The following is a 24,509-nucleotide window of genomic DNA, read 5'->3' on the forward strand; positions in this document are numbered from 1 at the left end:
GTTCGGACGATCTTTTGATTTACCCGAGAGTTCTGGCCAAAAACGGCGCCGTCCGGCTCTTTTTACTCTTGGCGACCTTCTGCGGTGTGCCTGCAATAACAATCTTCCCGCCCTGATCTCCCGCCCCCGGGCCGATGTCGATCACCCAGTCACTCTGCGCCACCACGCGCATTTCATGTTCGACGACGATCACCGTATGCCCCGCCGTCACTAGCGTATTCAACTGTTCGAGCAAGCGATCGACATCCCTTGGGTGCAAACCGGTGGTGGGCTCGTCGAGCACATACAGCGTGGCCCCGCGCTGGTTGCGTTGCAGTTCGGTGGCCAGTTTGATCCGCTGGGCTTCGCCGCCCGACAGCTCGGTCGCCGGCTGGCCGAGGCGCAAGTAGCCCAGGCCGATATCGCGCAGCACCTCCAGCGAGCGGCGAATACCCGGTTGTTCGGCAAACACCGTGACCGCCTCGTCCACCGTCAGTTGCAGCACCTGGGCGATGTTCAACCCTTGCCAGATGATTGCCAGCGTCTCGGGGTTGTAGCGCGCGCCGTGGCAGGTCGAGCACGGTGCATAGACGCTGGGCATGAACAGCAACTCGACGCTGACAAAGCCTTCACCTTCGCACGTCGAGCAACGGCCCTTGGCAACGTTGAAGGAAAACTGGCCCGCGTCGTATCCCTCGGTCTGCGCCTCGGGTGTGGCGGCGTACAGTTTGCGCACGTTGTCGAACAGCCCGGTGTAGGTCGCCAGGTTCGAACGCGGCGTGCGGCCGATGGGTTTCTGATCGACTTGCACCAGGCGCTTGATCGATTCCAGCCCCGCCGTGACCTGACCGCCGCTCATTTGCGGTGCATCGTCCTCAAGGCTCAACCCTTCTGAATCGCTGTCACTGGCTGCGCGCCCGAGATGCGCGCCCACCAGTTCCAGCAACGCCTGACTGACCAGGCTTGATTTACCGGAACCGGAGACGCCGGTCACCGCGGTAAAACAGCCCAGCGGGAATTCGACGCTGAGGTTGTTCAGGTTATTGCGGGTGATGCCTTCCAGCCGCAGCCAATCGGTCGCCTTGCGGCTGGCTTGGGGCTGAGCGACCTGCTCGGCGAACAGATAAGCGCGCGTCTGCGAGTTCGTCACCTGCGCCAACCCTGGCGGCGGTCCGCTGTACAGGACTTGGCCGCCATGCTCGCCGGCCGCCGGGCCCACGTCGATCAGCCAGTCGGCGCGACGCATGGTTTCCAGATCATGCTCGACCACGAACAAGGTGTTGCCAGCAGCCTTCAGACGTTGCAGCGCTTCGAACAATGCTTCGCCATCCGCCGGGTGCAATCCGGCCGACGGTTCATCCAGCACGTAGATCACGCCGAACAACTGCGAACCCAATTGCGTCGCCAGGCGCAGACGCTGCAACTCGCCGGACGACAGCGTCGGCGTGCTGCGTTCCAGCGCCAGGTAACCGAGCCCCAGGTCGGTCAACGTGCTGACCCGTTCCAACAAGTCCTGAGCGATCCGCTGCGCGGCCAGGCGTTTCTCCACTGACAGGTTCGGTGTGTGGCGTACATCCGGCGCGTTAGCGTGACCACTGGCACCGTGGGCCACTCGTTGCTCGCGGGCCTCGCGGGTCTGGTCGTGCGTCAATACCTCACCCGCCTCCTCGGCCTGTTCGAGGTAGCTGTGAGCGGCCACAGGTTTCAAGACTTCGGCCACTTGCAGCAACGGCATCTGCGACAGTTCGCCGATGTCGTAACCGGCAAAGGTCACCGACAACGCCTCGCGCTTGAGCCGTTTGCCGTCGCACAACGGGCACGGGCTGCCGAGCATGAACTGCGAGACGCGCTTCTTCATCAACGCGCTTTGGGAATGGCTGAAGGTGTGCAGGATGTAGCGCCGGGCGCCGGTGAACGTGCCTTGGTAACTCGGTTCCATTTTGCGTTTGAGCGCGACTCTGGTTTCTTCGGGGGTGAGCCCGGCATACACCGGCACCGTGGGTGTTTCTTCGGTGAAGAGAATCCAGTCGCGCAGTTTTTTCGGCAGATCACGCCAGGGTTTGTCGACGTCGTAACCCATGGTCACCAGGATGTCGCGCAGGTTCTGTCCCTGCCAAGCGGTGGGCCAGGAGGCGACCGCCCGCTGGCGAATGGTCAGGCTCGGGTCCGGGACCATCAACGCTTCGGTGACTTCATACACCCGCCCCAACCCATGACATTCGGCGCACGCGCCCTGGGGCGTGTTGGGCGAAAAATCTTCGGCATACAGCATTGGCTGCCCCGGCGGATAACTGCCGGCCCGGGAGTACAGCATGCGGATCAGGCTCGACAACGTCGTCACGCTGCCCACCGAAGAACGAGTGCTCGGCGTACCTCGTTGTTGTTGCAAGGCCACCGCTGGCGGCAAGCCTTCGATGGAGTCGACGTCCGGCACGCCGACCTGATCGATCAGACGCCGCGCATAAGGCGCCACGGATTCGAAATAGCGGCGTTGCGCTTCGGCATAGAGGGTCGAGAACGCCAGCGACGATTTCCCCGAACCGGACACGCCAGTGAACACCACCAGGGCATCCCGGGGGATGTCGACATCGACGTTTTTGAGATTATGTTCCCGGGCGCCGCGCACCCTGACTATGCCGGAAGGAGGATTGGAGGTGCGCTTGGATGTCATGAGCGGCCTTAAAGGAATGATGTGGATGAACGCAATACAAATGTAGGAGCTGCCGCAGGCTGCGATCTTTTGATCTTGATCCTGGCAATGTCAAGACCGCCATAAGATCAAAAGATCGCAGCCTGCGGCAGCTCCTACAGGGGTCTGTGTTCAGCCATTGAGGACAGTGCGCACCATTTGGGTGAGCGCCTCGGGACCATAAGGTTTGCTCAGCAAATAAGTATCAGGGCTGAGCTGGTGATTGCGCGAAATAATGTCACGGGTGTGGCCCGAGGTGAACAGCACGGCCACCGGCGGCGTCTGCACCTTGGCCCAGGCGGCCAGGTCCGAGCTTTTGATCAGGCCGGGCATGACCACGTCGGTGAAAATCAGGTCGACCACGGCGCCCTCCAGCAGCATCTGCATCGCGACGTCACCGTTGGCCGCCGTCAGCACTTGATAACCTTCTTCGCTCAGCAACTCTACCGCTGAGCTGCGCACCGCCTCGTTGTCCTCGACCACCAGAATGGTTTCGTGTCCGCCTCGCTGTTGCGGGTCATGACGTGTCGTTTCGTTGAGCATCGGGCGCAGGCTGCGAGGGAAATACAGCTGCACCCGAGTGCCCTGCCCGACCACGCTGGAAATCTCGATATGCCCGCCACTCTGCTTGACGAAACCGAACACCATGCTCAGGCCCAGCCCCGTGCCCTGGCCATCGGCCTTGGTGGTAAAAAACGGTTCGAAAGCCTGTGCAAGTACCTGCGGCGACATGCCGATACCCCTGTCAGCCACCGCTACGCAGACATAGTCGCCGGCGACGATGCCCTTGCCTGCACAAAACTTGCTATCAAGGGCAATGTTCTCGGCGCTCAGGTCAATGGTCCCCTCGCCGTTCATGGCGTCACGGGCATTGATCGCCAGATTGAGGACGGCGTTTTCCAGTTGATTGCGGTCCACGTAGACGAGCCAAAGGGCTTCAGTCGCGGTGACATTGATCTGGATGGTTTCCCCCAGCGCCCGCTGCAACAATTCCCCGAGCCCATCGAAGACCTGGCGCAGGTCGCAGACCGCTGGCGACAAGGGCTGACGACGGGCGAACGCAAGTAGTTGCGAAGACAGTTTGGCGCCACGTTCGACCGCGGCAATCGAAGCACTGACCCGGCGCTGCACATTGGCGTTGTCCGGTTCATGCCGCGCCAGCAAGTGCAGGTTACCGGCGATCACCTGCAACAGGTTATTGAAGTCATGGGCCACGCCGCCGGTGAGACCGCCGATGGCTTCGAGTTTCTGCGATTGACGCAGTTGTTCTTCAGCGGCCAGCCGCGCTTCGACTTCGTCGGCAACCCGTTGCTCCAGGTTGCGGGTGAACTTGAGCAGGGATTCTTCGGCGGTCTTGCGTTCGTGGATGTCGATCAACACCCCGGGGAAACGGAACGGTTCGCCCTGCTCATTGAACTCGCAGCCACCACTCGCCTGCACCCACAGATAACTGCCATCCGGACGCAGGACCCGATACTCGGCGTTAAAGGGTTCGCCGGTTTCCACTGATTGATTGATCTGCTCCTGCACCCAGCTGCGGTCATCGGGATGGATCCGTGCTTCGGCGATGTCCGTTGGCAGGTCGGCCAGGTTTTGCTCCGGCGGGTAGGAAAAGGTGCGGGCGAAACGCTCGTCACCGGAGAGCGCATTGCCCTTGATGTCCCAGACGAACGAGCCGAGCAAAGCCCCGGCATTGAGCGCCAGGCGCACTCGTTCGTTATCGGCGTGATAGGCGTCCTCGGCGGCCTGACGACGGCGTTCGGAAATCACATGCTCGGTGGTTTCGACCACCATCGCCATGACCCCGGCCGGTTTCCCGTCATCATCAGCCACCGGGCTGTAATAGAGGTCCAGCCAGACGTCTTCGGGTATCCCGTCGCGCAGCAACTCCAGGACTTTGTTGCGATAGGACAAGGTGCCGCCGGCCAGGCAGGTATCGACCACATGCCGATTGAAGTCGGCGACTTCCGGCCAACCCAGCTCCACCGGGGAGCCCAACAGGTAAGGATGGCGGCCACCGGCAAACGTCGAGTACGCATCGTTATAGATCATGTAACCCGGTCGACCCCACAGCATCACCATCGGCAGTGGCGACGCGAGCATCAACTGCACCGCGCTGCACAGGCTTCTGGGCCAGGTGTCCATGTTCCCAAGCTCAGTCAGGCTCCAGTCGAACGCGCGGATGCGCCCGGCCATTTCACCGTTCCAGCCTGCACACCCATGGCTATCGTCTAGAAACTGCATCGACTGACTCTATATCCCTGTAGATGACTGGCTTAAGGGATCACAACGCCATGAGGACGGTGCGTGCCCGTTTGTTTCGAGCATCGCGGTCGCCAATGGTTTCATAGAGGTTAGCTGATTCGCTAAACCTCTGTGACAGCGGGGCTTTTGTGGCGAGGGAGCATGCTCCCGTTGGGGTACGAAGCATCTACCCTGTAGGAGCTGCCGCAGGCTGCGATCTTTTGACTTTGCTTTTTTAAGGCAAGATCAAAAGATCGCAGCCTGCGGCAGCTCCTACAAGGGAATCGGCGCAGAACACTAAACCTCGATCAGGTGCTTGAGCGGGTGGTAGCCGGTTTTCAGCGTGGCGGCGACGTCGAGAATGGCCTTCTCGATGCCATTCAAATGCATGCAGGTCAGTTCGATCGCGGCGCTCTGGTTGCCGGCTTCGATGTACTCGATCAGCCGCAGGTGTTCATCGTCGCGGCAAGCTTCGTGACTGTCGTCATCCAGCGCGGCGGCGTACAGCGAGGCGCGGGAAATCAGCTTGCGGAACCAGTCCAGCAACACCGGGTTGTTCAGGCTTTGCGCGAGCTTGATGTGGAACTCGCCGAGCAAATGAATCAGCCTTTCATGGTCGCCACTGCGGTGCGCTTCATCCTCCAGTAACAGGTGATCACGCAGGTCCTGGGTCACGGCAGTATCACGACGACGACAGAGCTCAGTGACGATGCCGATCTCGATCAGGCGCCTCGTTTCAAACAGCGAGCGGATCTCCTCATCACTGGGCAACGACACCGACGCCCCTTTGTTGGGCTCGGTGGTGACCAGGCCATCGGCCTCCAACTGTTTGAGCGCGGCACGAACCGACGTCCGGCTGACATTAAAAAGTTCGGCCAATGACGCTTCGCCGAGCTTCATCCCGGGACGCAATGAACGTTTGCTGATCGCCTCGTAAACCCCTTGGTAGACGCGGTCGACCGTGGTCTCGAGTTTTTTCTCGGTCATCTGAACACTCCTTTAGCGCTAAGCAACCAGCCCCTGCCGACGATCAGCCCTTTCAAAAGGGGGTTGCACGAGCAGATTAATCCGGTTATTTCTAGATTGCATCCAGATATTGCATACAATAATTAGAGGAATGCACCAATATGGGTCATCCAACAGCGATTGAAGTGCGTAACGTCTCCAAGCGGTATTCCGACGATCCGGGGCTGGCTCCAGCCCTCGACAACGTTTCAGTCGACATTGCCGACAACGAATTCTTCACCCTGCTCGGCCCTTCCGGCTGCGGCAAGACCACCCTGCTGCGCACCATCGCCGGCTTCGAACAGGTCAGCGAGGGCGAGATTCGTCTGGCGGGCGAACCGGTCAATGATTTGCCACCGTTCAAGCGCCGGGTCAACACCGTATTCCAGAGCTACGCGCTGTTTCCGCACATGAGCGTCGCGCAGAATATCGCCTTCGGCCTCGAGATGCAGGGTCTTGATCGCAAGCTCATCCCGCAACGGGTCGATGAAATGCTGTCGCTGGTGCAAATGCAACACCTGGCCCAGCGCAAACCGGCCGAGTTGTCCGGCGGCCAGCAGCAGCGCGTGGCCCTGGCCCGGGCCTTGGCGCCGAAACCCAAAGTGCTGTTGCTTGACGAACCGCTGTCGGCGCTGGACTTGAAGCTGCGCAAGGAAATGCAGGTCGAACTCAAGCGCGTACAGAAGGAAGCCGGGATCACCTTCATTTTCGTCACCCACGATCAGGAAGAAGCACTGACCCTGTCCGACCGTATCGCCGTGATGTCGGCCGGCAAGATCCTGCAAATCGGCACACCGAACGATATCTACGAACGGCCGCAGCACCAATTCGTTGCGCAGTTCATCGGCGACATCAACTTCCTCCCCGGCCACCTCAAGCGCGGCCAGCAGAACGAAAAACTGTTCGTGCCGAGCGGCATGCCGGTGGAGATCCCTTGCCCGGCTCAAGGCTTCGACGGCACCAAAGTGCAACTGGCGTTCCGCCCGGAACGCTCGCAATTGGTCGACCCGGCGCAACCGCATCACCTGCGTGGCGTGATTGAAGCGGTGTTGTATGTCGGCACCGCGACCCTTTACCAGTGCCGGTTGAACAACGACATCAAGGTCATGTTGCGCGAGAACAACGAAGGCCTGAACCGCGGCCGGGTGGTCGGCGATCGCGTTGCGGTCAACCTGCCGCCCCACGCCTGCCTGTTGATGGAGGCCTGAGATGAGCGTCAGCAGCACTTCTCCCGCCCTCAACCGCGCGCTGTTGCTCAGCCCGGTGGTTCTGACTTTGCTGGCGCTGATCGCCATTCCGCTCGGTATCATGGGCTACATCAGCCTGTTGCCGCGCAACGTGTATGGCGGCGTCGACTGGCAGGCCAATTGGCAATTGCAAAGCTACGTGCAGCTGTTTTTCCAGGAAGGTTTCGACGGTGAACTGGAGCTGAACTGGGTCTACGCCCAGGCGCTGTTGCGCTCGGTGTTCCAGGCCGGTGGCACCACGTTGCTGTGTTTCCTGTTCGGCTTCCCGGTGGCCTTGTGGATGTCGAGCCTGACACCGCAGCGGCGCAACCTCATGGTGTTGCTGATCACCATTCCGTTCTGGACCAACCTGCTGATTCGCAACTACGCCTGGCTAATCATCCTGCGCGAGCATGGCTGGGTTGCGCAGAGCCTCAACGCGCTGTTCCCCCAGGCCGGTGGCATCACCCTGCTCTACAACGACTTCGCGGTCAGCGTCGGGCTGGTCTACAGCTTCCTGCCGTTCATGATTTTGCCGATCTATTCGACCCTGGAAAAACTCGACTGGCGTCTGGTGGAAGCGGCTTACGACCTCGGCGCCAATCGCTGGCACGCGCTGAAGCGGATCATCCTGCCGCTGTCGATGCCCGGCGTGATTGCCGGTGCATTGCTGGTGTTTGTGCCGAGTCTCGGTGCCTTCATCACCCCGGCGATTCTCGGCGGCGGCAAGACGCTGATGATCGGCAACCTGATTCAGCAACAGTTCGGCACCGCGCGTAACTGGCCGCTGGGCAGTTCTCTGTCGTTCCTGTTGCTGGGGATTCTGCTGCTGTCCCTGGTGCTTTACGCCCTCTACAGCCGCAGCGCCGCCAAAACTCTACGTCGGGGAGCCACCGCATGATCGCCCTGCACCTGAAAAAACTGCCGATGACCCGCGAAGTCAGCCTGCTGATCCTGGCCTATCTGTACGTGCCGATATTCGTGCTGATCGCCTACAGCTTCAACGCCAACCGTTCGGCCACGGTGTGGACCGAGTTCTCCTTTGCCTGGTACGGAAGGATTCTGGCCAACCCGTCGATCCAGACCGCCGCGCTGAACTCGATCATCGTCGCCGGCATCGCCACGGTCTGCGCCACGGCCATTGCCTTGCTCGCTGCATTGGCGACTTACCGGCCGTTCTATGGACAGAAGATGGTCGAGGGCGGGATCAACCTGCCGCTGATCCTGCCGGAGATCGTCACCGCCGTCGCCACGCTGCTGCTGTTCATGGCCCTGGGGATCAAGCTCGGTTTGCTGACGGTGATCGTCGCGCACATTGGCTTCTGCATTCCTTTCGCCTACCTGCCGATCCGTGCGCGGCTCAATGACCTGGACAAGAGCTTGCTGGAGGCGGCGAACGATTTGTACGCCAACCCGTGGCAAGTGTTTCGTCGAGTGACGCTGCCGCTGCTGTGGCCGGCGGTGTTGTCTGGTTCGGTGTTGGCGTTCGTGGTCAGCCTCGACGATTTCATCATGACCTTCTTCGTTGCCGGCCCCGGTTCGACGACGTTGCCGGTGTACATCTTCTCGGCGATCAAGTCCGGCGTAACGCCAGAAATCAACGCGATCTCGACCCTGATGCTGGTGATTTCCATCGTGCTGGTGGTGCTGGCCTTCTGGCTGGGACAGCGCGGCAAAAAACTATGAGCCCTTTCCTTCGCGGTACTTTCGGAGCGTAAAACAATGATCTTGAAAAGCATGCGTTACGGCGTCGCCGGTCTGGCCCTCAGTTGCTTCAGCGTTTTCACCGCGCAGGCCGCCGAACCCAAGGAATTGTTCTTCTACAACTGGACCGATTACTACCCGGTTGAATTGCTGGCCAAGTTCGAAAAGGAGACCGGGATCAAGGTCACCATGGACGGCTACGACAGTAACGAAACCCTGCTGGCCAAGTTGCAGGCCGGCGGCGCGGCGTATGACGTGATCGTGCCGTCGCAATCGATCATGCGCACGTTGATCAACCAGAACCTGCTGCTGCAAATCGACGCGTCGACCCTGCCCAACTTCCAGTACGTCAAACCGGCCTTCCGCGACCCGGGTTTCGACCCGGGCCGCAAGTTCTCCGCCCCGTACCTCTGGGGCACCACCGGGTTTTCCTATGACAGCGCGCGGGTGCCCGGCGGCAAACTCGATGACTCTTGGAAAGAGTTCTTCGAACCGCGCAAGGAACTCGAAGGCCAACTCGCCGCGCTCGACACCTCCAGCAGTGTGATCAACGCGGCCAGCCATTACCTGAACGTCGACGAATGCAGCGAAAACCCGCAGGACGCCAAGCGCATTCTGGAGCTGCTGCAAAAACAGAAACCGCACTTGAAGATGTACAGCTCGGACAACACCGTCGACCGCATGGCCTCCGGTGAAGTGATCATGATGCAGAACTGGAACGGCTCCACCGCCCGCGCCACGTTGCAAAAAAGGACCATCAAGTACGTGTACCCGCGCGAAGGCCTGGCCATGTTCCAGGACAACTTCGCCGTACCGAAAAGCGCCCCGCACCCTGGCAACGCGAAGATCTTTATCGACTGGATGATGAAGCCGGAAAACGCCGCCGCCGTGTCCAACGCCATCGCCTACGACAACGGTATCCAGAGCGACAAGCTGATCGACGCCAAATGGCGGGTGATGGACGCGATCAACATGCCCGATGAGTTCGCCTCGCGCCTGCGCCCGGAGAAAGAGTGCAGCAACAAGGCGCGTGAGCTGCAGGACCGGATCTGGTCGAAGCTCAAGGGTTGATTGGCTGGCTTTAAACCGAGGCGCGGCTATCGCGAGCAAGCTCGCTCCCACAGGGTTTGTGTTGGAACAAAGATAGTTTTCCAACCGAGAACCCTGTGGGAGCCGAGCTTGCTCGCGATGAGGCCCGCCCAAACACCACAAAATTTGAGGCTTGATATGACCCAACCCCGCTGGCTGCGCAACGTGCGGCCCTACGGTTCAACCGCCGAAGACCTGCTGATCGAAAACGGCCTGTTCAAAGATCGACGCCCCGCCTCCACCGCTCCATTGACCACCACCGACATCGACGGCCTAAACCAGCTCCTCACCCCTGCCCTGGTGGAAAGCCACGTTCACCTGGACAAAACCCTCTGGGGTGAACCCTGGCGCCCGAACAGCGCCGGCCCGACGCTCAAGGACTACATCGCCAACGAGCGCCGCGTGCTGCGTGAAGTCCAGGCACCGATTGCCCAACGCGCCGGCGCCCTGCTGGAAAACTGCATCGCCCGTGGCTCGCTGACGATGCGTTGTCACGTCGACATCGACCCGGAATTCGGCCTGCGCCACGTCGAGGCCATGCAACAGCTGCGCGAAAGCTACCGCGACCTGATCGATCTGCAACTGGTGGTGTTCCCGCAAACCGGCCTGATCAGCTGCCCTGGCACCGCCGAACTGATGCGCGAAGCCATGGCCCTGGGCGTGGAAAATGTCGGCGGCCTCGACCCGTGCGGCATCGACAACAACCCCATCGCCCAGCTCGACTTCGTCTTTAAGCTGGCCTGTGAATTCGAGCGTGGCGTCGACATTCACCTGCACGACAAGGGCGAACTGGGCCTGTGGCAGATCGCGCTGATCGCCGACTACACCGAGCGCTTCGGGTGTCAGGGTCGGGTGATGATCAGTCATGCGTACTGCCTGGGTATGTTGCCGTGGAGCCAGGTCAAACCGGTGGCCGAGCGTTTGGCGGCGCTGGGCATTTCACTGATGAGTTCGGCGCCGGCCGATTGTGCGGTGCCGCCGTTCCTCGCACTACGCGAGGCCGGGGTGAATGTCTGCCTGGGTTCGGACGGCATTCGCGATGCCTGGTCGCCCATGGGCAACGGCGACATGCTGGAACGGGCGATGCTGCTGGCCTTTCGTTTCGACTTGAACAAAGACGATGAACTGGCGGCGGCGTTCGAAGCCGCGACGGTGAATGGCGCTCGGGCGTTGGGTTGTGAAGGTTATGGGGTGGAGATCGGTGCGCCAGCGAACTTTTTGCTGATGCCGGTACAGACGCTGGGTGAGGCGGTGGTGTCGCGACCGGTGCGGCAGGTTTATCGCGGCGGTGAGTTGATCGCCACAGCTGGCAAACTTTTGGACAGTCGCTTGTGAAGCGCATTGGCCTCAAGGGCAGCTGCGTCGTTGGTTTCGACGGCACGCAACACGTGCTGTGGCGCGACGGCGAAGTGGTGTTCGAAGGTTCGCGCATCGTGTTTGTCGGGCGTGACTATCCGGGGCCGGTGGATCAGTGGATTGATTACGGCAACGCGTTGATCGGTCCGGGCTTCATCGATCTGGATGCGCTCGGGGATCTTGATTCGACGGTGCTGACGCTGGACAACGGAGATGAGCGCGACATGGGCCGGATGTGGTCCGAGGACTACCTGGCAAGCGGTCCGCGAGAGAGTTACAGCCCCGATGAAGAAGTCTTCAAATACCGCTACGCCTTCACTCAACTGATCCGCAACGGCATCACCACCGCCATGCCGATCACCTCGATGTATTACCGCGAGTGGGCCGAGACTTACGACGAGTTTTCTGCAGTGGCCGGTGTGGCTGCCGAGTTGGGGCTGCGGACTTACCTCGGCCCCTGCTACATGAGCGGCATGAGTTACTGGCGCGCCGATGGAAGCCTCGGGCATCACTGGGATGAAGCGCGAGGCATAGCCGGGCTCGATGCGGCTGTGCGGTTTTTCCATGATTTCGACGGTGCTCATGGGGGTTTGATTCGCGGCGCGCTGCTGCCGGACCGTATCCAGACGTGCACTCCGGAGCTGCTGCAACGTACTGCCGCGCTGAGTCGGGAACTGAACGCGCCGATGCGTTTGCATTGCTGCCAGGGGCTCGGTGAGGTGGCGATGGTCGAGCAACTGCGCGGCGTGTCACCCCTGACCTGGTTGCAGCAACTGGACCTGCTGACCCCGCGCAGTCTGCTGCCCCACGGCCTCTACACCTCAGGCGATGATGATCTGCAACGCGTGGTGGATGGCGGCGCGAGTCTGGTGCATTGCCCGGTGGTGTTTGCCCGTGACGGCGAGGCGCTGAACACCTTCGGTCGTTATCGCGCCAAGGGGATCAACTTCGCCTTGGGCACCGACACCTGGCCGGCGGATTTGCTGGAAAACATGCGCCAGGGTCTGAACATCGCGCGATTGATGGAGGGCGGTGCCTCATTGACCAGCACGCTGGACTTTTACAACGCGGCCACGCTCGGCGGCGCCAAGGCCTTGGGCCGCGACGATCTGGGCCGCTTGGCACCGGGCGCCAAGGCCGACATCACGGTGTTCAGCCTTCGCGGCCTGCATTTGGGGCCCCTGTTCGACCCACTGAAAAACCTGGTATTGGCCGGGCGCGGTGACGACTGCATCGCCAGCTACATCGACGGCCGCTGCGTGATGCAGGACGGTCAGGTTCAAGGCGTCGACTACCCCGCCCTGCAACGCCAGGCCCAACAACAATTCGAAAAACTGATGCGCAGCCACAGCGACCGGGCCTTTGGCCAACCGGACTGGAAAGGCCTGTTCAAACCGGCCATCCCGTTCGCTGACGACTACAGCGCACACGCGCCGCTGAGCGCGATTGATCCACTTCTTTAGAGAATTCTGCCCATGCAAAGCTTCGACTTCAGCCAATTGAGCCCGCGAGACAAATACAAGATTCTGATCGGCAGCGTGGTGCCACGGCCGATTGCCCTGGTCACCACCATCGACGGCGAAGGCCGGATCAACGCCGCGCCCTTCAGCTTCTTCAACGCCCTCTCGGCCGACCCGCCGATCCTCGCGTTGGGCGTGGAAAACTACGGCGACCAAAGCCCCAAGGACACCACGCGCAATATCCAGCTCAACCAGGAATTCACCGTAAACATCGTCAGCGATGCCCTGGTGGAAGCCATGAACGTCTGCGCCGTGCCGTTCGCCCCCGGTTTCGACGAGCTGACGGCCGCCGGCCTCACTGCCATTCCCGGCACCACGGTCAAATGCCCACGAATCGGCGAAGCCCCGGTGGCATTGGAGTGTCGGCGGATGATGGCGCTGTCCATCGGGCAGTCCCGGGAGATTATCTTTGGCGAAGTGTTGATGGCGCATGTGCGGGATGAATTGATCGACCCGAAAACCCTGTATATCGATCAGCTCGGGCTCGATGCGATTGGCCGGATGGGTGGGCATGGGTATGCGCGCACGCGGGATTATTTCGATTTGCCGACACGGTCGTTGCAGGCGTGGACGGAGGCGCCGGGGGGTGGCGAAAGGTTTTGGCCTGTCACCAAGTAATCAGCTGCCACCTATAACCTGTGGCAAGTGAGTTTTTGTGGCGAGGGGATTTATCCCCGTTGGGCTGCGCAGCAGCCCCAAAACCAGCTACCGCAATAGTTTCAGAAAAACTGCATTCACCGGTTTTTACGACGGCTTCGCCGCCGAACGGGGCGGTGCGACGTTTCGCTAAATCCCCTCGCCACAAAAATCCCCTCACCACATGAGCTCCCTCGCCACAGGTCAACGGAAATCCCGGCTGCGTACGCTGATGCCGTCGAGCAATGGGCTCAGGTCACTCAACCGTCCGGCAATCAAATGCCGCACTTCGCCTTCCTTTTCCCAGCGCCCGTCGACCTTGAGCAATTGCGAGCCGACCAACACCTGGCGCTGCCGGTCGGCCAGGTCGCGCCAGACAATGACGTTGACGTTGCCGAACTCATCTTCAAGGGTGACAAAGGTCACGCCACTGGCGGTGCCCGGGCGTTGTCGACCGGTCACCAGCCCGGCGACGCTGACCGGTCGTCCATGCTCGACCTCCAGCAGTTCCTTCGAACTGCGGCAGCGCCGGGCTTTCAATTCACCCCGCAACAACGCCAGCGGATGCGGACCGAGGGTGGTGCCGACGCTGTTGTAATCGGCTAGCAGGTCCTCGCCGACGGTGGGTTTGGGCAACGACACCGCGCCCTCCTCCTGACTTGGCTGACCGGCAAACAAGCCGAGCTGTTTTTGCACCCCCGCCACTTCCCAGCGCGCCCGATGACGGTCGCCGGCCAGTCCACGCAGCGCACCGGCATCGGCCAGTTGCTCCTGGGCGCGGGCATCGAGTCGCGCCCGTTCGCCGAGGTCGGCAATGTCGATAAACGCCCCCTTCGGCCGTGCGGCTTCGATGCGCCGGGCATCGTCCTCGCGAAAGCCCTTGATCATCCGCAATCCCATGCGAATCGCCGGTTGGGCACCGGTGATCGGTTCGAGGCTGCAATCCCAATCGCTGGCGCGCACGTCCACCGGGCGAATCTGCAAATGATGCCGGCGCGCGTCCTGCAGAATCTGGTCCGGGCTGTAGAAACCCATGGGCCAGCTATTGATCAGCGCACAGGCGAAGGCCGCCGGCTCGTGGCATTTCAACCAGCAACTGGCGTAGGTCAGCAAGGCGAAACTGGCGGCGTGGGACTCGGGAAAACCATAACTGCCGAAGCCTTTGATCTGCTCGAAGATCTGCGCGGCAAACTCGGCCGTGTAGCCGTTTTTCTTCATCCCGGCGGCCAGGCGATCCTTGTGCGGTTCCAGTCCGCCGTGACGTTTCCAGGCAGCCATGGAGCGGCGCAACTGATCAGCCTCGCCGGGGCTGTAGTCGGCGGCGACAATCGCAATCTGCATCACCTGTTCCTGGAACAGCGGCACGCCCAGCGTGCGCTTGAGCACGACTTCCAGTGCCGGCGACGGATAGATCTCCGGTTCTTCCTTGTTTCGGCGTCGCAGGTACGGATGCACCATCCCGCCCTGAATCGGCCCCGGACGGACGATCGCCACCTCGATCACCAGGTCATAGAAGGTCCGGGGTTTGAGCCTCGGCAGCATCGACATCTGCGCCCGGGACTCGATCTGAAACACGCCAATGGTGTCCGCACGGCCGATCATGTCGTAGGTTTGCGAGTCTTCGGACGGGATCGTCGCCAGACTCAGGTCCCGATGGCGATGACGGCGCAACAGATCGAAACAGCGGCGGATCGCACTGAGCATGCCCAACGCCAGGATATCCACCTTGAGCAGCCCGACGGCATCGAGGTCGTCCTTGTCCCACTGGATGATGGTGCGCTCGGCCATGGCGGCGTTTTCCACCGGGACCAGGCTGTCCAGAGGCTGCTCGGAAATCACGAAACCGCCGGGGTGCTGGGACAGGTGTCGGGGAAAACCGATCAGCTGCCCCGTCAGGCTCAGCACCCGGTGCAGCACCGGGCTCTCGGGATCGAACCCGCCTTCAAGCAGGCGCTCCACGGGCGGTGTTTCATCACTCCAGTGGCCACAGCAATCGGCCAGGGCGTTGATCTGATCCGGCGGCAAACCCAAGGCCTTGGCCACATCACGCACCGCGCCGGCCGCGTGATAGGTGCTGACCACCGCCGTCAACGCTGCGCGGGTCCGGCCATAACGCTGGAACACGTACTGCAGGACTTCTTCGCGGCGTTCGTGTTCGAAATCGACGTCGATGTCCGGCGGTTCGTTGCGCTCTTTGGAGAGAAAGCGCTCGAACAACAGCGTGGTGCGATCCGGATCGATTTCCGTGATGCCCAAGGCAAAGCACACCGCCGAGTTGGCCGCCGAACCACGGCCCTGACACAGGATTTTTTGCTCACGGGCGAAACGCACAATGTCGTGAACCGTCAGGAAATAGCTTTCGTAGCCCAGCTCGGCGATCAGCTCCAGTTCCTTGTCGATCTGCGTCAGCACCTGGGCCTGCGGGCCTTTTGGCCAGCGCCACGCGATGCCCTCTTCGGTCAGATGCCGCAGCCAGGACGTGGCTGTCTGGCCTTCTGGTACCAACTCCCGGGGATACTGATAACGCAACTGCCCGAGATCAAAAGTGCAGCGCCGGGCGATGGTCAGCGTTTCGTCGAGCAGTGTTTGCGGATAGATCGATTGCAGAGCCTCGAGACTGCGCACATGCCGCTCGCCATTGGGATGAAGACGCAACCCGGCCTCCGCCACCGGCAGGTGATGACGGATCGCGGTCATGGTGTCCTGCAAGGCGCGCCGCCCACGGGCGTGCATGTGCACATCACCGCTGGCCACTGCCGGGATTCGCAGCTCCCTCGCCAAGGCCAGCAGCGCGCCCAGTCGCCGGGTATCGTCCTGGCCGCGATGCAGCTGGACGGTCAGCCACAGGCAATCGACGAAGGTCTGTTTCAGCCAGTGGCCCTGTTCGAAGTCATCGACGGCGTCCGGCACCCATAACGCCAACAGCCCCGGCAAGGGCTCACTGAAGTCTTCCCGCAGCACTTGATACTGGCCTTTCTGCGTGCGGCGCCGCGCTCGGGTAATCAGTCGACACAGGGTCTGGTAACCCTCGAGGTTTTCCACCAGCAACACCAGTTTCGGACCGTTCTCGATGCGCACTTCGCTGCCGATAATCAGCGGTAGCTCCACGGATTTGGCCGCTTGCCAGGCGCGGACGATACCGGCCAGGGTGCATTCATCGGTGATCGCCAAGGCCTGATAGCCCTGTTTTTTCGCCCGCTGAAAGAGCTCGAGGGCACTGGAAGCACCGCGCTGAAAACTGAAGTTCGACAGGCAGTGCAGCTCGGCATAGTCGACGCTCATGCGAACCAGCCTTGCAGCCACAACGGGCCGTCCTCACCGACCGCGCGATAGGCCCAGCCCTGCTGGCCGGTACGGGTTTCGATCAGGAAGTAATCGCGGCGCACATCGGCGCCGTCCCACCAACCGGACTCGATGCGTTCCGGCCCCATCAGGATGCGCGTCGAACCTTCGTGCACCGCCAGCGGCTCAGTCAGCAGCCAACCCGGACGTTGCACCGCAGGCAGCCCTGCACAGCGCTGACTGTCGGCACTGGCCTGCCACGCGCATTCCGGCCGGTGATCGCCCTGGAACCGCAAGCCCTGCACCGCGTCATCCCCCAACCGCGCGCGCAAGCGTTCGCGCAGTTGCTCCCAGGGCAAGGACTGCTGCGGGCGATCGTCGAACAGCTCCTGATACTGGGGAACGAAGGCCGGCAAGTCTTCGGCGCGCAGGCGAAAACCGCGCACCGGGGCCTCGACCTGGACGTGCTCCAATCGGCCCCGGGCCAGTTCAAAGAGCATCGCCGGATCACGTTCGGCGCTGAGCAGGCCGACCTTGATGACGGTGTCCGGCAACCCGGCGTGTTCCAGGTGCAGGTCGAAACGCTGCACGCCGCTGTCCCGACCGCAAAGAAACGCCGACAGGTCGCCGGTCAGTCGGCGTAACGGAAACAGCAGCGCCTGATGGGACTGCACGTCGAAGTTGAGCTCGATGCGCACATCGAACCGGTCCGGCGGCAAGTAGAACGCCAGCGCCAGCCGCCGTAACCCGAGCAAGGCGTCCAGATGCTTGAGCACCTGGGCCTCGAAACGCCGGGCCAGACTATGGCGAGGCAACGCCTGAACCTGACTCAAGGTGCGCAACCCCATGCGCGACAACGCGGTGGCAACGCTGGTTTCCAGCCCGATCCGGTCGATGGGCAGCTGCCCAAGATGATGTTGCAAGGCTTGGTCGTCGGGCACCACCAGACCGTCATAAGCGTTGGCCAGCACCCGTGCGGCCACCGGGTTGGGCGCGGCAACAATCCGATGGCGAAACCCCAACTCGCCGAGTTCGGTCCGCAACCTCGCCTCGAATTGCGGCCAGGCGCCGAACAATCCCAGGCTGGACTCGATTTCAAACACCACCGCACGCGGGTAATGCACGCTGACTTGTGAACTGAATCGATAAGCCCAGGCGGCCAGAAACTGCTGCCAGTGCTCGATCTCGGCCGCGTCGTATTCAGCCGTGACAAACCCTTTGCTCAAGGCCTGGGCGGCGGTCATCGACTGGCCCGGACGCAAGCCCAGCGCCCGGGCCGAAGCATTAACCGCTTGCAACACCCGACGCTGGGCCGGTCCGGTCAGCAGCGCCAGCGGCTCATCAGGATCGGCGCGCTGACGCAGTACCGCGTCCAGCGCCAATTGCGGGAAGAGAATACAGACCCAGCGCATGGCAACCTCAATGTCCCACAGGGAAGGCAATCGGTGTCGAACGCGCCAACCCACCCCGGCACTTGAGCACGCGCAATTGCGCAGGCCTGGCATCGATGGCGATGCGCAGCGCTGCTGGCGAAGGGTTGATCGCCTCATTGATCGAGCGGTAGGCAAACGCCAGGGTCGAGCCGGTTTCCGCCGCCACCTGCAAGCGCCGCAACGCCCGGTCATCGGCCTTGTGCGGCCAGCACAGCACTGCGCCGCAACTGCCCGAACGCAGGCATTGTTCCGCTGCCCACAAGGCATCGCGCTCGCTGGCCTGGATGATCGACAACTGACGCAGATCGACCCCGGCGTTCTGCCAGGCCTGGGGATAGGGCACGTAAGGCGGCGCCACCAGCACGATGCGCTCGCCCGCAGCCGACAACCGCGCCAGCGCCGGCCACACCAGTTGCAGCTCACCGACACCCTGCCCGGCCAAAAGGATTTCGGTCAGCGCCGCTTCCGGCCAACCACCCGTAGGCAACGCCGCATCCAGCGCGGCATGCCCGGTGGGTTGCGGGCTGACGGCCGGTGGCGCAGGCCGGCCCTTCCAGACCTGGCCGCCATTGAACAGCGTATCCAGCGCAACGACGGCGCCCATCACCCTTGCCTCACCAGACCGCAGAACACCCCTTCGATGGCCAGGTCCTGATTGGCTTCGACGATGATCGGCTGGTAGGCCGGATTGCGTGGCAGCAATCGGACAATCTCACCGACCCGCTCGAAACGTTTGATGGTGACTTCGCCGTCGAGCCGTGCGACGACGATCTGGCCGTTGACCGCCTCGGGATTGCGGTGCACGCCCACCAGGTCGCCGTCGAGAATGCCATCCTCGATCATCGAGTCGCCCTGGACCCGCAGCATGTAATCCGGCACCCGCGAGAAGATCGACGGGTCGAGCAGCAAGCGGCTGTGAACCTCGGCATCGGCACCGATCGGCGCACCCGCCGCCACCCGCCCAAGTACCGGAATGTCCAGCAACTCGGGCCGCGCCGGTTGCCCGAGCAAACGAATGCCCCGGGCCTGATGCGCATTGACCTCGATAAAACCGGCCTCGGTCAGCGCCAGCACATGCTTGCGCGCCACGCTACGGGAGGCGAAACCGAACGCCTCACTGATTTCAGCGAGGCTCGGGGACTGACCGTGTTCCGCAATTCGATCGCGGATAAAGGTCAGGATGGCGGTACGGCGGGGAGTTAAAGTCGTCATGGAGTACATTTGTACTCTTTTGGCTTTTTTCTGGCAAGGACTTGTAGAAGCTGTGTAGAAGCTGTGTAGGAGCTGACGAGTGAAACGAGGCTGCGATCTTTTGACTTTGCTCTTTAAAAACAACATCAAAAGATCGCAGCCTCGTTTCACTCGACAGCTCCTACAGGTTTCAGGTGAGTCCTGAGAGGTAGGGCCACGGGTAGATCCCGCGCTCATGGCCGTCGCTGAAGATGAGTTGAAGGCCGTAGCCCTGTTGGTTGAGTTCAATCACGCGGATGCGCTCATCGACTTTTACCCTCAACCCTTGCAAACGAAACGCCCGGCACTGCGAACACGGACACTGTCGACGCAACTCGGCATGATCGAGTAACTGCTCGCGACCATCCGGCCAGTTCAACCGCAGCTGCTGTTTACCTTGGGAATTGCCAATCGCCACCGGGTTCATTGCAGCTGACTCAAGGCGATGCGCACGGCTTTGCGCACTTCCGGGTCGCCGTCATCCTGGGCGGCCTGCAAGGGTGCGATGGCGCCTCGGTCGTTCAACTCTCCGAGCGCCAGGGCGGCTTCCTTGCGCAGATTGCTGATGCGGTGGCCGAGGATTTCGATCAACGCTTCGAGGGCCGGGACGTAACGTAAACGACCGAGGCTGCGGGTGGCGCGCAGGCGGACTTGCCAGTACGCGTCGCTCAAGGCTTCGACCAAGGCAGGGCCTGCGTCGACGTGACCGACCTTGCCCAGCGTGGTGGCGGCTTCTTCGCGGACTTGCCAGGCTGCGTCCTGCAAGGCCTGGCGCAACGCCGGCAGCACGTGGGCGTCGGAGGCCAGGCCAAGGGCACCGGTGGCGGCGCGTCGGACTTCGGTGTCCGGGTCGTCACTGGCCAATCGAGCAAGCGCCGGCAAGGCATCGAGCTGCTTGAGCCAGCCGAGTACGCCGACGGCTTCGCGGCGAACACTGGCGTCTTCGTCGGTCAATGCCTCTAAAGCGGCAGCGGCGGCATCGGGAAAGCGCAACTCGCGTAATGCCCGGAAAGCGGCGATGCGCACGTTGATGTCGGCATGCCCGGTCCACGGCAGAATCACCCTGCCCGCCGCCTCGGTTTTGAGCAGGCTAAGGCTTTGCGCGGCGGCCGCTTGCACGGCCTGGGAAGGATCGGTCAGGGCCAGGCACAGCGCTTCGACCACGGGTTCATCCTCCCAGGCTTCGAGCAATCGTGCGGCTTCGGCGCGGACTTCTTCGGTCGGGTCTTGCGCCAGGCGATTGACCAGCCAAAGCAAACCGTCCGGTTCTTCAAGGTCAGCCAGTTCGATCAGGGCAATTCTGCGCACGCCGGGATCTTCATCCGTCAGGCGCGGTTGCAGGGCGAGAATGTCGTCGTTATCGGTTACATCGAATAGAGAGGTCATAGGGCAAATCGCGGCAGTTTGTTTTCAAGGGGAAGTCCGAGAGGGTTCAGGCGCGGTAACTGCCGACCGTCTTCGTGACGCAGCAACTCGAGGCAATGACGCTTCAAGCGGGAGAACTCGTGGCTCGTGACCAGTTCGGTGGTGTGTGGCCGAGGGAAATCGAGGCGCAGGTCTTCGATGATCCGCCCCGGGCGCGAACTCATGACCAGCAGCCGATCGGCGAGGAACAGCGCTTCATCGATGTCATGGGTGACGAACACCACGGTGGTGCGAATTCGCGTCCAGATGTCCAGCAGCAGCTCCTGCATGTTCAACCGGGTCAGCGCGTCGAGGGCGCCGAAGGGTTCGTCCATCAGCAACAGGCGCGGGCGGTTGATCAGCACCCGGGCGATTTCGACCCGTTGCTGCATGCCGCCGGAAAGCTGATCGGGCCAGCGCTCGGCAAACCCTTCGAGGCCTACCAGGGCAAGAATTTCGTCGGCAGCCTGGTGGCGCTCGGCTTTGCCGATGCCGCGCATTTTCAGGCCGAAAGCGACGTTGTCGCGCACGGTGCGCCAAGGGAACAGCGTGTGGTGCTGGAACACCATGCCGCGCTGCGGCGATGGGCCCGAGACCGGCGCACCATCGACTTTCAGGGTGCCGGTTCGCGGTTGCAGGTGACCGGCCAACGCACCGAGCAAGGTCGATTTGCCGCAACCGGATGGCCCGAGAATGCACACGAATTGCCCCGGCTCGATCTGGCAATCCAGGCCTTGCACAGCCTCGAAGGCTTGCTTGTGTTCGCCGAGGACGATGGACAGTTGGCGGATGTCGATCCGCCCTTCAGGGGTTTGCATCACGCTCATCAGGCTTTTCCTCGTGGTCGGTGCCAAGGCGTGAACAACCCGCCCAGACGTTTGATCAGCAGGCTGCTGCCCATCCCCAGTACGCCGATCAGCAACATGCCGACCACGATGTCGGCGTAGTTCTGGATGGTGTAGGACTCCCAGGTGTAATAGCCGATGCCGTATTGGCCGGAGATCATTTCGGCGGTCACCAGGCAGAACCATGAGGTGCCCATGCCGATCGCGAGGCCGGTGATGATGCTCGGCGCGGCGCCCGGCAGGATCACCTCCAGCAGAATCGCCCGGCGCCCTGCCCCGAGGCTTTTCGCCGAGGCAATCAGCCGTGGGTCGACGCCTTCGACGCCGTGCACGGTGTTGAGCAAAATCGGGAACAGCGCGCCGGTAAAGGTGATGAAGACCATCGACAGCTCTGACGAGGGAAACATCAGGATCGCCAGCGGAATCCAGGCCACGGCGGGGATCGGGCGCAGGACTTCCAGCGGTGGCAGCAACAGGTCTTCAACCCATTTCGAGCGACCGATGGCCAGGCCCAAAGCGATGCCGATGATCAGCGCCGCGAGGTAACCGGCGAAGACCCGGCTGAGGCTGCTACCGAGGTGTTGCGCGAGCTTGCCGGAGTCGCCGAGGCCGAGGGCGGCTTCGATGACCGCCAGAGGTGTAGGGACGTTGGCGAAGGTGACCAGGCCGAGGTTCCAGTGATGACTGGCGGCGAGTTGCCAGAATAGGAGGCAGAGCAGCAGTGAAGCGGCTCGGGGGATCCAGCGTGAAAATAATCGAGACATGCATAACTTCCAATGGCGAACACATCACCTGTAGGAGCTGCCGAAGGCTGCGATCTTTTAGCGGCTTCAAAGCCACCGAAGAGCAAGATCAAAAGATCGCAGCCTTCGGCAGCTCCTACATTGACCGCGTTTCAATCGCGAGCCATCGGGCCATGGTCATCTGGTTTAGCGGACGGCGACGGCCTGGGTGGTAGCGTCGGTGAAGTCGAAGACTTTTCCGCCCTGTGCCGTGGCGAACTGTTGGGCCTGGCCTTTGAGCAGAAACGCGCTGAGGCGCCCTTTCGCATCACTGGCAAACCACGCCTGATCCGCCAGCAACTTGATCCCGCTGTCACTCGCCTGGGCATACACCGCGCGGATGTTTTTGCCTTCCTGTTTCAGGCTGGCCAACGCGGTGAACGCCGACTCTGCCGAGGCGTACTGCCGAACCTTCGGCTCGCCACGTACCCAGATCTCCGCCACATGGCTGAAATCGGTGATGGCTTTGCCGCTCGACGCATCCACCGCCTTGAGCGGCGTCTGTCCGTAGTTGGCCAGTTGCGCGGTGTAATCCAGGTTCGAGGCCTTGAACGCAGCGCGGATGTATTGGTCGTCGATGAAGGTATTGAGGTCCAACCCGCGGTCAGCCTTCTTCAACAACTTGAGGGTATCGATGGCGGTCCCGACGGCCTGACGGTATTCCGGCTTCCAGCTCAGGTCGCGGGTTTGCACGCCCAACGGACCGTGGAACAGGTAATTGACCTCGGCATCGACGCCAGTGACCTTGGCGATCAACTCGCTGTATTTCTCCGGCTCAGCTGCGAGCAACTGATTGGCTTCGATGCTCGCGCGCAGGTAAGCCACGACGATTTCCGGGTACTTGTTCGCATAGGCCTGATCCACCAGCGCACCGTGGAAGGTCGGCGCATTGGCCTGGGCGCCGTCATAAATCTTGCGAGCGAAACCGCGGCTGGGGAACAGTTCGGCGAACGGCACGAAGTCGGCGTGGGCATCAATCTTCCCGGCCTGCAAGGCCGAGCCGGCGACTTCCGGCGGCTGGGCGATGATGTTCACGTCTTTCAGCGGGTCCCAGCCTTGGGCAGCCACGGCCCGCAGCAACATGCCATGGGCCGTCGAGGCGAACGGCACGGAAATGGTCTTGCCCTTGAGCTCCGCCAGCGACTGCACGCTCGATGCGCTAGGCACCACAATGCCGTTGCCACTGCCCTTGATGCTGCCCGACAGCACGCTGATAAACAGGCTGTGCTTGCCCGCGGTTTCGAACGCCACACCGTTGAACGAACCGGGGAAATCGGCCATGGCGCCGAAGTCGAGTTTGCCGGCGACCATCTCGTTGGTCAGGGGCGCGCCGCTGGTGAAGTTCTTCCACTCCACCTCGTACTTGGCGTCTTTGTAGGGGCCGTCGTGGGGTAGGTATTTGTCCAGCAGGCCCAGTTCGCGAATCAACAGACCGCCAGCGGCGCAGTTGATCGTGGTGTCCTGGGTGCCGATGGCAATGCGGATGGTTTCGGCCGACGCCGACAAGGTGAATGAAGCCAGTACCAGACCGGCTAATGCTGCACGCAATAACATGGTGAATCCCCTCGAATCATTTTTAGGATATTCGTCTCCGCCACGATCAGGGCGCGGTGGGAAACGAGGGGTGTTTTGAAGCAAGCGTCCGGGGGTTGCCGGATGGCTTTTTTGTTGTCAGGGCCGGCCTCATCGTCGGAACGCCGCCCGGAGCAAGCTCGCTCCCACAGGTTTCGTGGTGTAGGCAGGATTTGCGGCTGGCTTCGATCCACTGTGGGAGCGAGCTTGCTCCGGGCGGCGTTCCGACGATAGCGTCCGTTCAGATCAGCGCAACAGATACGGGATTTCAACTTTCACCGCCCCGGTCGGGCAGTCCTTTTCACACGGCATGCAGTACCAGCATTCGTCGAACGCCATGTAGGCCTTTTGCGTGGCCGGGTTGATCGCCAGCAGGTCCATCGGGCACACATCGACACACACGGTGCAGCCCTTGTGGGCGATGCAAAGGTCCTCATCGACCGTGACGGGCGCGTTGGAGCGGAAGAAGATTTCCTGGGGTTGATAGGCCATTTTCGCGGTCTCTCTTTTTGT

General features: G+C 61.8%; 20 protein-coding genes. 7 read left to right on the top strand and 13 right to left on the bottom strand.

Translation table 11 applies throughout. The features are described 5' to 3' along the window. Positions 1 to 19: 19 nt before the first annotated feature. The 3 genes from uvrA to ACA059_RS18215 all read right to left on the bottom strand — a co-directional run bounded on the left by uvrA (position 20) and on the right by ACA059_RS18215 (position 5,899). Entirely contained in the window at positions 20 to 2,650 is a 2,631-nt protein-coding gene (uvrA, locus tag ACA059_RS18205) for an excinuclease ABC subunit UvrA (RefSeq protein WP_497630394.1), read from the bottom strand. 150 nt (positions 2,651 to 2,800) lie between these two features. Further along, on the bottom strand, positions 2,801 to 4,912 hold the full coding sequence (locus ACA059_RS18210; protein ID WP_497630395.1) for a hybrid sensor histidine kinase/response regulator: 2,112 nt from the start codon (positions 4,910 to 4,912) through the stop codon (positions 2,801 to 2,803). A 297-nt stretch (positions 4,913 to 5,209) separates the two neighbouring features. Further along, positions 5,210 to 5,899 carry a GntR family transcriptional regulator gene (locus ACA059_RS18215; protein WP_008154995.1) on the bottom strand — a complete coding sequence of 230 codons (690 nt, stop codon included), beginning with the start codon at positions 5,897 to 5,899 and terminating at the stop codon, positions 5,210 to 5,212. Between the two features lie 140 nt (positions 5,900 to 6,039). On the opposite strand from ACA059_RS18215, the gene ACA059_RS18220 reads away from it, so the two are divergent. From ACA059_RS18220 to ACA059_RS18250, 7 genes are all read left to right on the top strand, one after another. After that, on the top strand, positions 6,040 to 7,125 hold the full coding sequence (locus ACA059_RS18220; RefSeq protein WP_497630396.1) for an ABC transporter ATP-binding protein: 1,086 nt from the start codon (positions 6,040 to 6,042) through the stop codon (positions 7,123 to 7,125). Position 7,126: 1 nt separating this feature from the next. Next, on the top strand, positions 7,127 to 8,044 hold the full coding sequence (locus tag ACA059_RS18225; RefSeq protein ID WP_497630397.1) for an ABC transporter permease: 918 nt from the start codon (positions 7,127 to 7,129) through the stop codon (positions 8,042 to 8,044). Beyond that, complete coding sequence (locus ACA059_RS18230) at positions 8,041 to 8,829, top strand: ABC transporter permease (protein ID WP_497630398.1); 789 nt, start codon at positions 8,041 to 8,043, stop codon at positions 8,827 to 8,829. The genes ACA059_RS18225 and ACA059_RS18230 overlap by 4 nt, the downstream gene beginning before the upstream one ends. Before the next feature lie 36 nt (positions 8,830 to 8,865). Continuing rightward, the gene (locus ACA059_RS18235; protein ID WP_497630399.1) at positions 8,866 to 9,918 is read left to right on the top strand and encodes an extracellular solute-binding protein; all 1,053 of its coding nucleotides are present in this window, start codon (positions 8,866 to 8,868) and stop codon (positions 9,916 to 9,918) included. Between the two features lie 156 nt (positions 9,919 to 10,074). Next, positions 10,075 to 11,271 (top strand): amidohydrolase family protein, encoded by a 1,197-nt coding sequence (locus ACA059_RS18240; RefSeq protein WP_497630400.1) that lies wholly within the window; start codon positions 10,075 to 10,077, stop codon positions 11,269 to 11,271. Beyond that, positions 11,268 to 12,755: an amidohydrolase family protein gene (locus ACA059_RS18245; protein WP_497630401.1), complete on the top strand. Its 1,488-nt coding sequence runs from the start codon at positions 11,268 to 11,270 to the stop codon at positions 12,753 to 12,755. Before ACA059_RS18240 ends, ACA059_RS18245 begins: the two co-directional genes overlap by 4 nt. Before the next feature lie 12 nt (positions 12,756 to 12,767). Next, positions 12,768 to 13,430: a flavin reductase family protein gene (locus ACA059_RS18250; RefSeq protein WP_497630402.1), complete on the top strand. Its 663-nt coding sequence runs from the start codon at positions 12,768 to 12,770 to the stop codon at positions 13,428 to 13,430. Positions 13,431 to 13,652: 222 nt separating this feature from the next. Here ACA059_RS18250 and ACA059_RS18255 read toward each other — a convergent pair whose 3' ends face one another. The 10 genes from ACA059_RS18255 to ACA059_RS18300 all read right to left on the bottom strand — a co-directional run bounded on the left by ACA059_RS18255 (position 13,653) and on the right by ACA059_RS18300 (position 24,488). Continuing rightward, a complete protein-coding gene (locus ACA059_RS18255) occupies positions 13,653 to 16,751 on the bottom strand; it encodes an error-prone DNA polymerase (protein ID WP_497630403.1) in 3,099 nt (1,032 codons plus the stop codon). Further along, positions 16,727 to 18,142 (bottom strand): Y-family DNA polymerase, encoded by a 1,416-nt coding sequence (locus ACA059_RS18260; protein WP_497630404.1) that lies wholly within the window; start codon positions 18,140 to 18,142, stop codon positions 16,727 to 16,729. Before ACA059_RS18260 ends, ACA059_RS18255 begins: the two co-directional genes overlap by 25 nt. A 7-nt stretch (positions 18,143 to 18,149) precedes the next feature. Next, the gene (imuA, locus tag ACA059_RS18265; protein ID WP_438659054.1) at positions 18,150 to 18,767 is read right to left on the bottom strand and encodes a translesion DNA synthesis-associated protein ImuA; all 618 of its coding nucleotides are present in this window, start codon (positions 18,765 to 18,767) and stop codon (positions 18,150 to 18,152) included. After that, a complete protein-coding gene (gene lexA, locus ACA059_RS18270) occupies positions 18,767 to 19,384 on the bottom strand; it encodes a transcriptional repressor LexA (protein WP_497630405.1) in 618 nt (205 codons plus the stop codon). The genes imuA and lexA overlap by 1 nt, the downstream gene beginning before the upstream one ends. A gap of 160 nt (positions 19,385 to 19,544) precedes the next feature. Then, entirely contained in the window at positions 19,545 to 19,820 is a 276-nt protein-coding gene (locus ACA059_RS18275; protein WP_497630406.1) for a DUF971 domain-containing protein, read from the bottom strand. Beyond that, a complete protein-coding gene (locus ACA059_RS18280; RefSeq protein WP_497630407.1) occupies positions 19,817 to 20,779 on the bottom strand; it encodes a HEAT repeat domain-containing protein in 963 nt (320 codons plus the stop codon). Before ACA059_RS18280 ends, ACA059_RS18275 begins: the two co-directional genes overlap by 4 nt. Then, positions 20,776 to 21,624 (bottom strand): ABC transporter ATP-binding protein, encoded by an 849-nt coding sequence (locus tag ACA059_RS18285; protein WP_497630408.1) that lies wholly within the window; start codon positions 21,622 to 21,624, stop codon positions 20,776 to 20,778. The genes ACA059_RS18280 and ACA059_RS18285 overlap by 4 nt, the downstream gene beginning before the upstream one ends. Beyond that, the gene (locus ACA059_RS18290; protein WP_497630409.1) at positions 21,624 to 22,406 is read right to left on the bottom strand and encodes an ABC transporter permease; all 783 of its coding nucleotides are present in this window, start codon (positions 22,404 to 22,406) and stop codon (positions 21,624 to 21,626) included. Before ACA059_RS18290 ends, ACA059_RS18285 begins: the two co-directional genes overlap by 1 nt. A 165-nt stretch (positions 22,407 to 22,571) precedes the next feature. Continuing rightward, positions 22,572 to 23,978: an ABC transporter substrate-binding protein gene (locus ACA059_RS18295; protein WP_497630410.1), complete on the bottom strand. Its 1,407-nt coding sequence runs from the start codon at positions 23,976 to 23,978 to the stop codon at positions 22,572 to 22,574. Positions 23,979 to 24,242: 264 nt separating this feature from the next. After that, positions 24,243 to 24,488, bottom strand: coding sequence for a 4Fe-4S dicluster domain-containing protein (locus ACA059_RS18300; RefSeq protein ID WP_007946457.1), 246 nt, complete (start codon positions 24,486 to 24,488; stop codon positions 24,243 to 24,245). Positions 24,489 to 24,509: the final 21 nt, after the last annotated feature.

The sequence above is a fragment of the Pseudomonas sp. LBUM1647 genome (genome assembly GCF_059716175.1).

Excerpts from the sequence above, each read along its gene's own strand:
- uvrA (WP_497630394.1), bottom strand. The coding sequence starts at position 2,650 with ATGACATCCAAGCGCACCTCCAATCCTCCTTCCGGCATAGTCAGGGTG.
- ACA059_RS18210 (WP_497630395.1), bottom strand. The coding sequence starts at position 4,912 with ATGCAGTTTCTAGACGATAGCCATGGGTGTGCAGGCTGGAACGGTGAA.
- ACA059_RS18215 (WP_008154995.1), bottom strand. The coding sequence starts at position 5,899 with ATGACCGAGAAAAAACTCGAGACCACGGTCGACCGCGTCTACCAAGGG.
- ACA059_RS18220 (WP_497630396.1), top strand. The coding sequence starts at position 6,040 with ATGGGTCATCCAACAGCGATTGAAGTGCGTAACGTCTCCAAGCGGTAT.
- ACA059_RS18225 (WP_497630397.1), top strand. The coding sequence starts at position 7,127 with ATGAGCGTCAGCAGCACTTCTCCCGCCCTCAACCGCGCGCTGTTGCTC.
- ACA059_RS18230 (WP_497630398.1), top strand. The coding sequence starts at position 8,041 with ATGATCGCCCTGCACCTGAAAAAACTGCCGATGACCCGCGAAGTCAGC.
- ACA059_RS18235 (WP_497630399.1), top strand. The coding sequence starts at position 8,866 with ATGATCTTGAAAAGCATGCGTTACGGCGTCGCCGGTCTGGCCCTCAGT.
- ACA059_RS18240 (WP_497630400.1), top strand. The coding sequence starts at position 10,075 with ATGACCCAACCCCGCTGGCTGCGCAACGTGCGGCCCTACGGTTCAACC.
- ACA059_RS18250 (WP_497630402.1), top strand. The coding sequence starts at position 12,768 with ATGCAAAGCTTCGACTTCAGCCAATTGAGCCCGCGAGACAAATACAAG.
- ACA059_RS18260 (WP_497630404.1), bottom strand. The coding sequence starts at position 18,142 with ATGCGCTGGGTCTGTATTCTCTTCCCGCAATTGGCGCTGGACGCGGTA.
- imuA (WP_438659054.1), bottom strand. The coding sequence starts at position 18,767 with ATGGGCGCCGTCGTTGCGCTGGATACGCTGTTCAATGGCGGCCAGGTC.
- lexA (WP_497630405.1), bottom strand. The coding sequence starts at position 19,384 with ATGTACTCCATGACGACTTTAACTCCCCGCCGTACCGCCATCCTGACC.
- ACA059_RS18275 (WP_497630406.1), bottom strand. The coding sequence starts at position 19,820 with ATGAACCCGGTGGCGATTGGCAATTCCCAAGGTAAACAGCAGCTGCGG.
- ACA059_RS18280 (WP_497630407.1), bottom strand. The coding sequence starts at position 20,779 with ATGACCTCTCTATTCGATGTAACCGATAACGACGACATTCTCGCCCTG.
- ACA059_RS18285 (WP_497630408.1), bottom strand. The coding sequence starts at position 21,624 with ATGAGCGTGATGCAAACCCCTGAAGGGCGGATCGACATCCGCCAACTG.
- ACA059_RS18290 (WP_497630409.1), bottom strand. The coding sequence starts at position 22,406 with ATGTCTCGATTATTTTCACGCTGGATCCCCCGAGCCGCTTCACTGCTG.
- ACA059_RS18295 (WP_497630410.1), bottom strand. The coding sequence starts at position 23,978 with ATGTTATTGCGTGCAGCATTAGCCGGTCTGGTACTGGCTTCATTCACC.
- ACA059_RS18300 (WP_007946457.1), bottom strand. The coding sequence starts at position 24,488 with ATGGCCTATCAACCCCAGGAAATCTTCTTCCGCTCCAACGCGCCCGTC.